The organism is Clostridium sp. BJN0013 (genome assembly GCF_040939125.1).
Lineage (GTDB): Bacteria > Bacillota > Clostridia > Clostridiales > Clostridiaceae > Clostridium_B.
Map to the genome: position 1 here is coordinate 2831353 of NZ_CP162495.1, position 14273 is coordinate 2845625.

The 14273-nt window shown below is 44.3% G+C and carries 16 protein-coding genes and 1 pseudogene; all 17 read right to left on the bottom strand.

Annotated features, from left to right (window positions below; genetic code table 11):
- Positions 1-3: 3 nt before the first annotated feature.
- The gene (locus AB3K27_RS14550; RefSeq protein ID WP_368488122.1) at positions 4-702 is read right to left on the bottom strand and encodes a head maturation protease, ClpP-related; all 699 of its coding nucleotides are present in this window, start codon (positions 700-702) and stop codon (positions 4-6) included.
- Positions 699-1955, bottom strand: coding sequence for a phage portal protein (locus tag AB3K27_RS14555; RefSeq protein WP_368488123.1), 1257 nt, complete (start codon positions 1953-1955; stop codon positions 699-701). Before AB3K27_RS14555 ends, AB3K27_RS14550 begins: the two co-directional genes overlap by 4 nt.
- A gap of 18 nt (positions 1956-1973) precedes the next feature.
- The gene (locus AB3K27_RS14560) at positions 1974-3575 is read right to left on the bottom strand and encodes a terminase large subunit (protein WP_368491247.1); all 1602 of its coding nucleotides are present in this window, start codon (positions 3573-3575) and stop codon (positions 1974-1976) included.
- A 114-nt stretch (positions 3576-3689) separates the two neighbouring features.
- Entirely contained in the window at positions 3690-3869 is a 180-nt protein-coding gene (locus AB3K27_RS14565; RefSeq protein ID WP_368488124.1) for a DUF5049 domain-containing protein, read from the bottom strand.
- On the bottom strand, positions 3862-4311 hold the full coding sequence (locus tag AB3K27_RS14570) for a gamma-glutamylcyclotransferase family protein (RefSeq protein ID WP_368488125.1): 450 nt from the start codon (positions 4309-4311) through the stop codon (positions 3862-3864). Before AB3K27_RS14570 ends, AB3K27_RS14565 begins: the two co-directional genes overlap by 8 nt.
- Before the next feature lie 35 nt (positions 4312-4346).
- The gene (locus AB3K27_RS14575) at positions 4347-5246 is read right to left on the bottom strand and encodes an amidoligase family protein (RefSeq protein ID WP_368488126.1); all 900 of its coding nucleotides are present in this window, start codon (positions 5244-5246) and stop codon (positions 4347-4349) included.
- A 148-nt stretch (positions 5247-5394) separates the two neighbouring features.
- Complete coding sequence (locus AB3K27_RS14580; RefSeq protein ID WP_368488127.1) at positions 5395-5622, bottom strand: DUF4314 domain-containing protein; 228 nt, start codon at positions 5620-5622, stop codon at positions 5395-5397.
- Complete coding sequence (locus AB3K27_RS14585; protein WP_368488128.1) at positions 5615-6418, bottom strand: virulence protein; 804 nt, start codon at positions 6416-6418, stop codon at positions 5615-5617. Before AB3K27_RS14585 ends, AB3K27_RS14580 begins: the two co-directional genes overlap by 8 nt.
- 99 nt (positions 6419-6517) lie before the next feature.
- A complete protein-coding gene (locus AB3K27_RS14590; protein WP_368488129.1) occupies positions 6518-8383 on the bottom strand; it encodes a DNA cytosine methyltransferase in 1866 nt (621 codons plus the stop codon).
- Positions 8373-9617, bottom strand: coding sequence for a site-specific DNA-methyltransferase (locus tag AB3K27_RS14595; RefSeq protein WP_368488130.1), 1245 nt, complete (start codon positions 9615-9617; stop codon positions 8373-8375). The genes AB3K27_RS14590 and AB3K27_RS14595 overlap by 11 nt, the downstream gene beginning before the upstream one ends.
- Positions 9592-10782: a methionine adenosyltransferase gene (metK, locus tag AB3K27_RS14600; protein ID WP_368488131.1), complete on the bottom strand. Its 1191-nt coding sequence runs from the start codon at positions 10780-10782 to the stop codon at positions 9592-9594. Before metK ends, AB3K27_RS14595 begins: the two co-directional genes overlap by 26 nt.
- A gap of 6 nt (positions 10783-10788) precedes the next feature.
- Positions 10789-11340 (bottom strand): P27 family phage terminase small subunit, encoded by a 552-nt coding sequence (locus AB3K27_RS14605; RefSeq protein ID WP_368488132.1) that lies wholly within the window; start codon positions 11338-11340, stop codon positions 10789-10791.
- A 103-nt stretch (positions 11341-11443) separates the two neighbouring features.
- Positions 11444-11803, bottom strand: coding sequence for an HNH endonuclease (locus tag AB3K27_RS14610; protein ID WP_368488133.1), 360 nt, complete (start codon positions 11801-11803; stop codon positions 11444-11446).
- Between the two features lie 142 nt (positions 11804-11945).
- Positions 11946-12371, bottom strand: coding sequence for a DUF1492 domain-containing protein (locus AB3K27_RS14615; RefSeq protein WP_368488134.1), 426 nt, complete (start codon positions 12369-12371; stop codon positions 11946-11948).
- Positions 12368-12592: a hypothetical protein gene (locus AB3K27_RS14620; protein WP_368488135.1), complete on the bottom strand. Its 225-nt coding sequence runs from the start codon at positions 12590-12592 to the stop codon at positions 12368-12370. Before AB3K27_RS14620 ends, AB3K27_RS14615 begins: the two co-directional genes overlap by 4 nt.
- Positions 12589-13946 (bottom strand): annotated as a pseudogene (locus tag AB3K27_RS14625) (SNF2-related protein). Before AB3K27_RS14625 ends, AB3K27_RS14620 begins: the two are co-directional and overlap by 4 nt.
- Complete coding sequence (locus tag AB3K27_RS14630) at positions 13943-14230, bottom strand: VRR-NUC domain-containing protein (protein ID WP_368488136.1); 288 nt, start codon at positions 14228-14230, stop codon at positions 13943-13945. The pseudogene AB3K27_RS14625 and the gene AB3K27_RS14630 overlap by 4 nt, the downstream one beginning before the upstream one ends.
- Between the last annotated feature and the right edge of the window lie 43 nt (positions 14231-14273).

The following is a 14273-nucleotide window of genomic DNA, read 5'->3' on the forward strand; positions in this document are numbered from 1 at the left end:
CTATTAATGAATGATGTTGTTGAGCCGCTTCTCCAGTGAATCAGCGGATATACCTTTTTTGACAGGGGTTTTCTTGGGACATACCTTATCAAGTAACGAATTTGTGACAGCCCTACGGCTGAAAGCATAGGTGAAGTCATCTTGCTGAATGCGCTTTTTCTCATCCTCCAAAATGTCATCTGCAAAGCCGAGTTCTATTGCCTTATTAGCATTCAGCCAGGTTTCCGCATCCATGAGGTGAGAAAGCTTAGTCCTTGATAAGCCGGTCTTGATTTCATAGGCATTGATGATGCTTTCCTTTACCTCCGAGAGCATAGCGATGGCTTTTTGCATCTCTTCGCTGTCACCGATTGCTACGGTCAAGGGGTTATGGACCATCATCAGTGCAGTAGGTGCCATAAACACAGTTGTTCCAGCCATAGCAATTACAGAGGCGGCAGATGCAGCAATTCCGTCAATCTTGATGGTCACTTTGCCTTTATAGTCCATAAGCATGGTGTAAATCTGGCTTGCTGCAATGCAATCACCACCTGGTGAATTCAGCCAAATAACAATGTCACCCTCACCGGCAAATAAATCTGATTTAAAAGCCTTAGGGGTGACATCATCATCAAACCATGATTCCTCGGCAATCACGCCGTCGAGGTATAACGTTCGGGTGCCAGATTTCTCATCCTTTACCCAGTTCCAAAATTTCTTCATTGGGTTTCCTCCAATCTTTTTGTATTTGCAAACGCACCAGCGTCCTTTAATTTGGTCATAGCTCCATTAATGAGGTAGAGATCACCACCGAGTTCAACAGGTATTCGATCAAGGTTCTCCAACTCACGTATGTCATTTGCACTCATCCATCCATTTTGTCTGGCTGTTGCGTAGCCACTCATACGGCTTACATAGTCACCTCGAAGTAAACCGTCCACGTTAAATTTGATGAAGACAGTATTTTTTTCACTTTCCATGAGAAGAGAACGAAACATATTTTGCTCCCAGCGCACTACCCAAGGATCAAGAGTGTATTTGACAAATTCTAGTGACTGCTGCTCAATATTCGAAAAGCTACTTTTCTCAAGGTCAGCCAGCATATGAGGTGGTATTCTAAAAATACGGGCGATTTCATTAATCTGGAATTTTCGTGTCTCCAGAAACTGCGCTTGCTCGGGAGGTATACCTATCTGCTGATATTTCATACCTTCCTCCAACACTGCCACCCTGTGGGAGTTAGTTGAACCTTGATAAGCAGCGTTCCAGCTGTCTTTTACCTTTTGTGGGTCCTTGATTGTTCCCGGATGCTCCAGCACACCACCGGGTGCCGCTCCATTAGCAAAGAACTTCGCACCGTATTCTTCCGTAGCCATCGCAAGTCCAATGGCATTTTTGGCCATAGCAATCGGTGAATATCCCACTAATCCATCAAAACCCAAGCCGGGGATATGAAGCACATCAGATGGGTCGAGATAGACCAGACTGTCCTTGCCAAGGGTGGGCGCGTCCTCTATGCTTCGCTGATACAAATAAAAAAGCCGTCCGTTTTTATCTCGGTCGACTGTCATTTTATTTGGCATAAGGGGATAGAGAGCAATAACCTCACCACGTGCGTTCCTTATAATCTGTGCGTAAGCATTACCCCATAATAAAAGATGACTCATCAGCGTTTCTCGGAACGTGAAGGAAGTCATCTCAGGGTTTGGCTCATCGTGGAGCAATCTATATAACGGATGTTGTAGATATTTTTCTTTTCCACCGCTATCGTTGTATTTGTAGACATGAAGCGGAAGTCCAGCTAATGTTTCGGCCAGTATTCTCACGCATGAATAGACCGCCGTCATTTGCATTGCCGTATGTTCATTGACAGGTTTTCCGGCAGTAGTTCCTCCGAAAAAGAAACTGTAACGGCTTCCACTCAGACTATCCTTCGGCTTGTCACGAGCCTTAAATATTCCTTGTAATATTCCCATTGACATCACTCTCCTTTGCTAAAAAATAAGCAGACCACGTTCATCATAAACAGAAGAACCGGTCCCTCCGCCACAGCGAATTGCACGGTCGAGTGCCATAATCGTGGCAACTGCACCATCAATCTTCTCAGTGGACTTTTCTTTGTCTGCCTTTATGTTTCCGGCAGGATCAGTTCGTATATAGATATTATCCATCATCCAGCGAAGAATCGGATGTCCACCATGGGCAAGCTTTTGTTCTAAGGTCAGTTTCATCAGTTCTTTGGTCGGTGGAGACATATCTTTAAAGCCTTGACCGAACGGAACAACCGTAAAGCCGAGGTTTTCAAGATTCTGCGTCATTTGAACAGCACCCCACCGGTCGAAGGCTATTTCTCTAATGTTATATTTTGTTCCAAGTTCTTCAATAAAAGCCTCAATGAAACCGTAATGCACCACATTGCCTTCCGTGGTTTTAAGAAACCCTTGCTTTTCCCATACATCATAATTTACATGGTCACGTCGAACCCGCAAATCGATGTTGTCCTCCGGTATCCAAAAGAATGGCATAACAGAGTATTTATCATCCTCATCCAATGGGGGAAAGACCAGCACGAAAGCCGTGATATCCGTACTGCTCGATAGGTCAAGACCTCCGTAGCAAACTCGCCCATGCAGTGATTCTGGGTTAACGACAAATGCACAGGCATCCCATTTTTCCATAGGCATCCACCGCACTGCCTGTTTGACCCATTGATTGAGCCTAAGTTGCCTAAAACTGTTCTCTTCGGCAGGATTCTGTCTTGCTGACTCAAAGGCCGCTTTAACTTTATCCATGCTGACCGTGATTCCCAGCGAGGGATTCGCTTTCTTCCACACCTTTGGATCAGTCCAGTCATCCTCTAAAGCAGCACCATATATTACAGGATAAAAGGTAGGATCATTTTTTCTTCCATCTATGATATCCAAAGCCTTCTGATGTACCTCCCAGCAGATACTGTTCTGATTGTCCCCGGCAGTGGTTATAAGGAAATACAGCGGCTGCATTCTGGCATCACCGCTACCTTTAGTCATAACATCGAAGAGCTTTCTGTTCGGTTGGGTGTGAAGTTCGTCAAACACCACTCCGTGGGTATTAAATCCGTGCTTGTTGCTGACATCGGCTGACAGCACTTGATAAATACTGCCCGTAGGTTGATAGATGAGTCGCTTTGTTGAGTCAAGGATTTTCACTCGTTTTGCTAAAGCAGGACACATCCGCACCATATCCGCTGCAACGTTAAAAACAATGGATGCCTGGTTTCGGTCAGCAGCACAGCCGTAAACCTCGGCACGTTCCTCGTTGTCTCCGCATGTGAGCAACAGGGCAACAGCCGCCGCAAGCTCACTTTTTCCCATCTTTTTCGGTATTTCCACATAAGCAGTATTGAACTGCCGATAACCGTTCGGCTTTAAAATTCCAAACACATCACGGATAATCCGCTCTTGCCAGTCGATAAGTTCAAATGGCTTACCCGCCCATGTACCTTTGGTATGGGAGAGAGCCTCAATAAAGGCTACGGCATAATCAGCGGTGGACTTATCGTAGACAGAATCAGCCGCTTTAAATATTGTTGGTGTGTATTTCTTGAGTTTTCGTATATCCGCCGCCTCCTTTGCACATAAAAATAGACCTGCATCATGCAAGCCTTCAAATCTATTTGTACGAGAAACAGAGCCTTTTTGGGCACTGTTCTCTGGTTGGTATTTAGTTATTTATTCCTCTTCTCCGGTCAGAATGAATTGGGCATAGGCACTGGTGTTATCCAAAATGTAAGCAAGCAACTCGTCATATCCTTCTCGCAGAGCAATTTCCTGCACTTTCCGCACATCAAACATATTCGTTTCACCTGTATCGCGGATGGCAAGTATCTGTTCCTTTATCTTCTTATCCATTTTCAACCTCCTTTGAATCCTCTACAGCCTGCTTTAGAATACCGATATCGAAATCTGCACTCTTGTAACCCTCTAGGATGACGCTGTAATAATAGCAACTGGGAGTGCCAAGCGGTCTGCCATCGTTCATGATATACACCATAGTTTCCACGTTCTTTTTCCCAAGTCTCACTTTGACCATTTCCTTTCGGTAAAGGAACGGGAAACCCTCGTAGCGGTCAAGTGCCGCTTCGTCTGCCGGGGTAATCTCCCACAAAAGACATGGCACCGTCTTGCTCTTAAAAGGCTCCACAGTTGCCACAGAGCCGCCGTGTCCGCCTCGAAACAATAACTGGTAGTCCTTTAAAACAACCGGCCCAATCGGCTTTGCTGTGGGGCAACGGTGCGCCATTTGCTCAAGGTTAAGGTTTGAGCCATAGGCAAGATAAAATGTTTTATTCATAATCTTTGTCCTCCTTATTTTTACGGGGCAACCGGTCAGGCTGCCCGAAATCGCCACGCTGCCGAGCCTTCCAAGTGGGTAGTCAAGTGTTCACGGCAGTTTGCGAATTCCTCGCCAATAAAACCGATGCGGTTGAGGTAGGTCCGCATTGCGAACTTTTCATTCTCAACCTGCGGTTTCTTTGCCGAGGCACACTTTTGTGTCAGTGCCTGGCGGTTTAGTGCGAGGGAGAGAACAATGTAGCTTCTTATCTTACCTGCATGAAGTTCGCTGTTAAATCCTCTGAGTTCGATTGTATGGTTTCCGTTGAAAAAGCTATGCAGGTTAAGAAAATGGTATCGGCTTGAATGGTAATGCCTGGTTGTGCTTTCGCTGTAACCCTCATACCAAAGTCTCTCAATCTGCGCCAGTGTTTTTGGTTTCTTGCGGTTGATTTTTTCAACAAGAATCTCATCCATCTTTTTGCAGTAACCCATTCGTGAAGGTTCTATTTGCAATGCCTTGTAAAAAAGGTCGTTCTTGCTTGCGATGATGTTTACAAAGTTTCGTATACTCCTTGCTGTGTGGTCTGCTCCGTCCAAGTGGATGTGTATTCCGCAGGAGTTGTTGGTGAAAGCTCCTGCCTTGCGTAGCCTGCGTACCAATTCCTGCAATGTTTCAATATCCTCTTGGTAGGTCAGGATGGGACTTACCAGCTCTACGCTATATTCTCTTGTTGCTGCAACCTTCTGCCGTCCTTGTCTCTTCTGGCAAGAAATGCTGCCGTCGCTCATAATCTTCCAAACCCGCCCGTCAGCACTAGTAATCTTCTTGGTATCGTAATAGTCGCTTGTGTTAGTGACTGTACCGTTTAGATATTCGGCTGCGACCTTGGTAGCTTCGTTTCTTGTTATTCCTGTGAACTCAATTTCAATTCCAAAATTCTTGTTTAGCATTGATTCTTGCTCCTTTTAAAGTGTATTTGTCCCTTTCGGTATGTACATATATCACTCTAAAAGGGGTAAATAGCAAGACAATTATTCGATAAAAACAATCATTTTTTACACAATCTTACTCTGCTTTTTCAAGCGAAAAGTGTACATATTACTTTTCGATTCTCCTGCACAAATCCTCTCCGTAAACCACATTTAGAGAAGAGCCATTCTCCCAGCGAACCATAATACTACCTGTGTCATCTACTCCGATGACAATACCTTTTGTTCCGATGGGAGGTGCTTGGATATCGTCCATGCGAACAAGTTCTACTCGGCATCCCACCGGATATTGCTTGCGGATGCGTTCCACAGTTTCTCTTGAAGGAAAGTTATTCATCAGCCATTACCTCCTCAGCTTTAGTCGGAGCACCATTTTTAAAGGCACTGTTGCCGGATAGGTTCTTTAGCAGGATTTCGCGGTCTGCTTTGTATTCTGAACCAACGAAACCGAGACGGATTAGGAAACAGCGAAAAGCGTACTTTTCATTTTCTACTTGCTTTTCGGTAGCATTGACTCTCTGCTGAGTTTTTGCCGTCTCACATAGTGCTGATACAAAATGAGTGTAGGCTTTGACCTCATCCGAAGTAAGCTCTCCTTGAAACCAAGGGAAACTGATAGTTTCTTCGGTTGTCATTATAGGGATGCAATCAGTTCCTATAGCCTTTTTTATTAAAGACGCTTTGCTTTCTACCAATCGCTTGAGGTTTTCGAGAGCCACATCGTTAAAATCTGTCTTTGGCAGTTCGATGGTCAATCGGTTAGTTTTAACCCCATCACTTTGCTCAGATTCTGCATATGCTGGTGGCTCCTCATAATCGCAGTAAGGGCTGACCTCATCCCCAAGAGCCGCTTCATAAGGAATTTGAACATCCTCTGGGATAGGCTCGACTTCCGGGATTGGAGTATCATATTCTTCTGTAATTGCTTTGAAGTCATGCAGTCCCTGTAGGTCAGCAACCAAGCCGTGATTGTCCTCACCCTCAAGCATTCCATTCTTGTCGATGTGGTAGCCACCTACCTCATATGCAAAGGTGGGCGCGCCGAGGTATGTTGTCGGAGCATTTAGCTCCAGGCTGATAGCTCCTACCAGTGCTTTTCGTTTTGGACCGGTAACATTGTAATTTATCTTCATTTTTTATACCGCCTTTCATTTTTCGGTACTACATATATCACTCTGAACGCTGTAAATAGCAAGTCATTTAGAGCATTATCTGTAGAAAAGATTTAGTGATTAGTCGGCGGTATTCTGTGAAAACAACACAATGCCCGATAAAACAAAATATACACATGGAAGTGCCACTCCGTTGCCCCACATCTTATATTCCGCAGAATCGGAATGTGGATTTTTAAGCCACTTGGATATCTGTTTTAAAGTCTTAGACTTAGTTGACCTTCCCGTAACCTTGCGATGCGTTTCGAATATTTCATACCAAGTGCGTAAGTCATCCATGGTTGGATTTTTTGTTGCAAGATCACTACACCACCAGTCCGGGAAACCTTGAAGCCTTGCACATTCGGTCGGAGTTAACCTTCTGACCGTGTATAGGGTGCCGTCTGTATCGTTTATAAGCGGAGGGTCTTTATAGTCAGTAGCAACCAGTGTATTGGCAAGTTCTTCTTCAGCGGCAGTAAAAAATGATGCCTTGCTTGAAGAGTAGGTAGGAGTTGCTACAGCACTTGGCCCCTGTGCATTTAGTGTCGATGATATTCCGTCTTCTGTAATCCCAAGATTTCTGGCATAATTTTGACCGCAGTTGAAAGATTCTCTATCAATAGCGAAAACAACAGCGTGCTTATCTACAGTATTTAATGTAAAACTTATATTTTCATTAACCCCGTCACCCTGTGGCCCGTTCTTATCCTTTCTTCCAATCATGGAGCCTTGCAGAGCATAGCTTTCTACAATAGCAATACCACCTTGATTGCAGGTAGGGTTTCCTCCATTTCCATCAATAGTTCGTGAAGTATCGGCCTCATACACTCCGCTGTTGGGATTAGATGATTTCATAGCATTGCTTTCTTTAGAACAGATGCCATAAGCTTTCGGTACAAATAACGTCTGGTCATTATTGCAGGATAGGGTAGCCGATTTATTATTCTGGATAAGAGCACCTTTGCCACCGCCCTCACAACCAGATCGGATTTTGAGAGTTTTTGGTGTGTCACCGACTACAAAAGGCTGATTATTACCGCCTGTCCCATAGGTGGCTGATATTGTTGGTGCAACATCAATCGGTCCCGTAAAACGAGTATCTCTTCCGTGATTATCAAAAACGGCTGCATCCATAACACAAGGTGGATGATGTGCCTCTGCTCGAAGTGTACAAGTGACATCTTCCGTGATATCCATCCGATTGCCACCCTGGTCATTCAAAATCAAACTGCTTGTGCCTGTTTCTCTAATGCCGTTTTCAAAACAATCGGCAGTTCCTTGCCACGCGCGGAAGCTCTCCTTAGAATACCCAGACAAGCCTTCTGACTTAAATAGTATTTCTCCGGCACTCCCACCTGCAAAATCTGCGACAAGGAAGATGCGTTTTCTTCGTTGGGGAACTCCCCAGTATTGAGCATCAAGCACTCGCCAGGCAAGGGAGAAATGCTCTCCCACAATACTTCCTGCTTGCCTCCATTTATCAGCTTTAGGAACTGATAAGGTTTCATCTTTGATGTGACAGATGCTTTCAAGGACACATCTGAAGTCCTCTCCTTTGTTTGAGGAGAAAGCACCCGGCACGTTTTCCCAGACGATGTATCTTGGATATTTACCATCTGTTGCACACCTCATTTCTTTTACAATTCGAATGGCGTCATAAAAAAGACTTGAACGCTCTCCGTCCAAGCCATCACGCTTACCCGCCACAGACATATCCTGACAAGGTGAGCCAAATGTAATTATATCAACCGGTTCTATCTTGCCGCCATCCAGGCAAGAGACATCACCATAGTGTTTCATAAAAGGCAGCCTTTTGGTTGTAACCCGTAAAGGAAACGGCTCAATTTCGGATGCCCATAACGGCTCGATGTCACAGAGCAGACCGCCCAAGGGAAAACCGCCACTGCCGTCAAAAAGCGAGCCGAGGGTCAGTTTATGCTTCATCAGCACCCACCTCCGGCAGATCACTATATCGGATTTCCGAGCCATCTCTCAAAAGAAATACACCATCAGAGTTTCCGACTTGCTCTATATATCTCTTTACAATGACATCACAATATTTTTCATCCAGTTCAATGGTATAGCATATCCTATCCGTTTGCTCACAAGCGATAAGGGTAGAACCACTGCCACCAAAAGGATCAAGTACAATGCAATTAGACAAACTGCTATTTAAGATTGGATAGGCCACCAATGCCACAGGTTTCATGGTCGGATGGTCAGCATTTTTCTTTGGCTTCTCAAATTCCCATATAGTAGTTTGTTTTCTATCGGCATACCAGTTGTGCTTGCCGGACTTCTTCCAACCGAAAAGAACAGGCTCATGCTGCCATTGATAAGGCGAGCGGCCGAGAACAAGTGACTGCTTTTTCCAAATGCAAGTACCGGAAAGATAGAAACCAGCATCAGAGAATGACTTTCTGAAATTCAAACCTTCAGTATCCGCATGGAACACATAAATAGAAGCATCCTTTGCCATTGCTGCTTCGGTGTTTTGAAAAGCCGAGAGCAAGAAGGTATAAAACGCTTCATTTCCCATATTGTCATTTTTGATTTTTCCCGCCGAGCCTTCGTAGTTAACATTGTACGGAGGGTCAGTTATCACGAGGTTTGCAAGTTTGCCATCCATCAGTAGTGTGAAAGTGTCAGCCTTGGTGGAATCACCGCAGACGAGCCTGTGCTGTCCGAGTTTCCAAACATCACCTTGTTTGGTGAGTGCAGGCTTTTGCAGTTCTGCATCTACATCGAAGTCATCTTCATGAATACCATCCTTAAGCGAATCCTTAAACAACGCATCCAGTTCAGCAGGCTCAAATCCGGTGAGGGATACGTCAAAGTCAGTTCCTTGCAGATCAGCAATTAAAAGCATCAATTTGTCTTTATCCCAGTCACCGCTTATTTTATTGAGGGCGATATTGAGAGCTTTTTCTTTTTCCTCGTTCATTTCAATAACCACACACTCAACTTCGGTGATGCCCATATCAAGTAGCACCTTCAAGCGCTGATGGCCACCGACCACATGAGATGTGGTCTTATTCCATATAACGGGTTCAACATAGCCGAATTGTACGATGGAGCGTTTTAGCTTTTCATATTCTGGGTCACCCGGCTTCAAATCTTTACGAGGATTATAGTCGGCTGGAATCAATAGCTCAGTTTTCAGTTTTTCTATCTGCATATAATTCAGCCGCCTTTCTTATATTTGTGTACATATTGACATTCTCCCAGGGGAACAGACTGGAATTAAAATGTCCGTAAACCGCTGTATCGGAATAGATAGCATTTCTTAAATGTAGTTTTTCAATGATTGCGGCAGGTCTTAGGTTAAATACCTCCTGCACAATATTGGAAAGCTGATCATCGGTGATCTTACCTGTACCAAAGGAAGTCACATCAACAGCCACAGGGTTTGCCTTGCCGATTGCATAAGAAAGAGCGACCTCGCATTTTTCTGCAAGACCGCTCCAAACAATATTCTTTGCAATGTACCGTGCCATGTAGGCACCACTTCGGTCAACCTTAGTTGGGTCCTTGCCACAAAGGGCACCTCCGCCGTGGGATGCAAGGCCACCATAGGTATCAACCATGATTTTTCTGCCAGTCAATCCTGTGTCGGCAGCAGGACCACCCTCGACAAATCTTCCGGAGGGGTTAATAAGGATTTCGGTACCATCATCAAATGGAAAATCCTCAAAGCACTGCCAAAGTACATTATTTTGGATATCTGAACTCAGTTCTTCCTGGGTTTTGTCCTTATCATGCTGGACTGAAACTACAATCGTCTTAACACGTCTTGGCTTACCGTCCTTATATTCCACCGTGACCTGTGCTTTACCATCCGGTAAAATTCCTTTGATGAGTTTTCCCTTACGGCAATCATCAATACGCTTTACGATACGATGAGAAAGTACCAACGGGAGGGGAAGGTTCTTACTTGTTTCGTTTGTCGCATAACCGTAAACCGTACCTTGATCCCCGGCTCCTATAGAACCATATGGGTCAGTAATACCATTTCGCACTTCAAGTGCAGTATCTACACCCGCCGCAATGTCTGCACTTTGATGATGTACGAACACAAATACTGCGAACTTCCAGGGATTATATCCGACCTCTCGAAGTACATTTTTTACGATGAAACGGATATCCACTTTACCGCTGCAGGTGATTTCGCCCGCTACGATAATTTTTCCTTTAGTAGCCATGACCTCACAAGCCACACGAGAAGCTTTATCCTTACGCATACAAGCATCCAGAATATTATCAGCAATGAGGTCACAAAGTTTATCCGGATGCCCAGCACAAACACTTTCTGCTGTTTTATAAGTAATCATATTTTTCTCCATTCTTATTTATTTTCCTCGCCTTGCTCTGAGCAGACGTTCCATTACATCATTCTGTGGGTTAACACCTTTGTAATCTCCGGTGCAATTTTCTTTGACGATCTGATAAATCTCCATCCACAGGATCTTTGTTTGTTTTTCATAATTGTGGCCAATTGCCACATAGGGGCTTTGAATGGCGTTACCTGTTGTAGGATGCTTCGCTAAAAACCCATACTCAGTTACCGCTTCCTCACATTGAATCCAACGAGCCACGCTCATGGCGTATCGCTCTAAAAGCTGCGGCGAGACGAGAGCAGCACATCCACGCTCGTTCAGCCACGTCCATGTATTTCTGTAAATTTCTCCTGCAACCAGTGCCTTGCCGTCTTTTTGTATCGCTTCAAGCATTTTATTAGGCTCGGGCATTTCAATTCCCTTTAGGTCTGCTGTATCTTGAAATTCCATCACGGTCAGTTTCCTGCCTCCTGGATTGCCTTCGGCGATTTTGTCAGCCAGTGGTTTCTTTTTCGCGCCTGCACCGACACGAGCGCCACCTCGATTTGTACCGTCTTTTGCCATATAATCACCTCACTTGCAGGGGTGGGGCTATTCCCTCGTTTGAAACCGCATTTTTTCACACGAAGCCCCACGCCGCTGTCCGCTTTAAATAGTTTTGAAGATTTTACCGCCCCCACCGGTCACCGCTCTCGGCAGTAATCCTTGAGTGACAGGATTTACAAAGAGCCATGAGATTGCTCTTCTCATTTCCTCCGCCTTTGGATAAGGGGAGGATGTGGTGTACCTCTTCGGCGGGAGTGAGCCTGCCTTGTTTCTCGCACTCCTCACAAAGAGGATGCGACTTGATGTAGCGGTCACGGATGCGTTTCCATGCACGACCGTATTTTTTATTGGAGGCAGGATCGCGTTCATATTGGTTGTAATGTTTGTCCATTGCCTTTTTATGCTCGGCACAGTATTGCTCGCTGTCAGCAAGCCGACCGCAACCGGGATAAGAACAAGGACGCTTTGGTTTGTAAGGCATCGTTTCACCTCGCTTTTTTGGGCATAGAAAAAGCCCTGCAGGACGAACCCGCAAGGCTTGGAATCTATTCTATTTTGCTGATTATATAATAACACAGATGCAATAGTGGTATCTTGTTGCAAAGTGTTGCAGAATGTGCAAACTATATTTTAATAGGATTTTCGGGAAGGGTCACATGATTAAGTGCTGCATTATGCCACCTATAAACCGTTGTTCTGTCGGCATTGAGTTCATCACCGATTTGTTCCCAGGTGAAGTTATGAACATAACGATATCGTAGAACCATGCGTTCATCCGTGTCTGCAACCTCGTTAATAACACACCTTATCTGTTCTTTAAGTGCTACAAGGTTATCGACTTCGGCATTTATCTTTCTTTCCAAATCCATAATTCGCTCTAAACACCTTACAAACTTGGCATCTGTACTTCGTGAAGTTTGCACCTTTTCATCCCAACTTGGCGATGATACACTTGTTGCCATTTCTCTAAGGCACTCCATTTCCTCGATGTCAGATTCTATTCTTTTATCAAGCCGATACGCTTGGTGTAAATATTCCTTTACTTTCATTCTTCTCTTACCTCCGATCTTAAATTTTTGATTAGGAAATTCCCATCAACAGAGGTAAGTTCTCTATACCAATCAGAATCGAAGAACCTCTCCACCTCGGATATCATGTCCTTCGCAGGATCATATCGGGGACGTTTTTTCAGTTTCTTTAGTGCATCCCTATAATCCTTGACTGCTTGCAGGATAATGGCATTTGCAAGTTGCTCATAAGGGTCAGTCATCGCACCACCTCCAATTTTGCCTTAACAGCATCAATTAAAGAGGCTTGCGTTTTTTCTTTTCTGGTAAGTGCTACAATTACATCTTCATCTATGGTGTCTTTGGCAATAATGTGGTGAATCACAACTGTTTCATTTTGACCTTGCCTGTAAAGGCGGGCATTGGTTTGCTGATATAACTCCAAAGACCAAGTAAGTCCAAACCATATAAGAGTAGAACCGCCACTTTGAAGATTAAGACCGTGTCCTGCACTTGCCGGGTGGATAACGGCGATAGGAACACTGCCCTTATTCCAATCTTCAATATCCTTCGATGCCTTTATCTGCCTAACGGTAAATCTCTTCTGGATACGCTCCAGGTCATGCTTATACCAGTAGGCAACAAGCACCGGTTTGCCGTTTGCTCCTTCAATCAAGTCCTCCAAGGCATCTAGTTTTCTATCATGAATCAAATGCACCTTATTTTTATCATCATAGACGGCACCGTTGGCCATCTGTAAGAGTTTACCGGAAAGCACTGCCGCATTTACCGCATCGATTTCTTCGTTACCTAAATTTGCAACCATCTCATCTCGAAAATCAGAATAAATGCTCCATTCCTTTTCATTCAGATACACAGGAACTTCATTTACGAAGCATTCAGGCATTTTAAGGTAATCCGAGGACTTCATGGATATCGTAATATCAGATATTTGACTGTATATCTTTTCTTCAGCACCCAGCAGCGGCTTATATGAAAAGATAATCTCAGCATTACGTTTATCCGGCACAAAGTAGGCACTACGGTAGTGTGTTATGTACCTTCCAAGCCTTTGACCTAAATCAAGGACACGAAATTCTGCCCATAAATCCATAAGTCCGTTACTTGAAGGTGTTCCCGTAAGACCTACAATTCTTCTTACAGATGGTCTAACTTTCAGAAGGCTCTTGAACCGCTTGGCACCATAGGACTTAAAAGAAGATAGCTCATCAATGACAACCATATCGAAGTCAAATGGGATACCGCTTTTGTTGACAAGCCAGTCTACATTTTCACGGTTAATAATATAAATGGTGGCTCTTTTCATAAGGGCATTGATTCTATCTTTCTCCGTTCCTACAGCCACAGAGTAGGATAATCCTTTTAGGTGATCCCACTTTTTTATTTCCGCAGGCCATGTTTGAGATGCAACTCTTAATGGTGCAATCACAAGAACCTTTCTTATTTCAAATTTATCAAGGCATAAGTCAAACAATGCAGTAAGAGTGATTGCAGTTTTTCCTAACCTAAGCCCATATCAAGGAATATTGCAGATATTGGCTTGCTCTCGATAAAATCAATCGCATACTGCTGATAATCATGTGGTATGAACTTCATTCGGCATCACCTCCCATCGTTCGTAACACTTCATCAATCTGCTCTATGCTATCAATGCAGTAAACTGAAAAACCTAACGCTTCCAGTTGTCTTTTTCGCCTTACTTGCAGAGGACGCATCATTTTGCCCGGTGCTTTTAATTCAACAAATGCGATCCTGCCCATAGGAAGTAGCACAAGGCGGTCTGGCATACCATTAAACCCTGGACTTACAAACTTCGGGGCAATGCCTCCCATGTTTTTTACTGCTGCTACCAGTTTTTTCTCTATATGTTTTTCAGTCACTTTTACCTCCCATCTGACACAAGGACACAATTTTCACAACCTT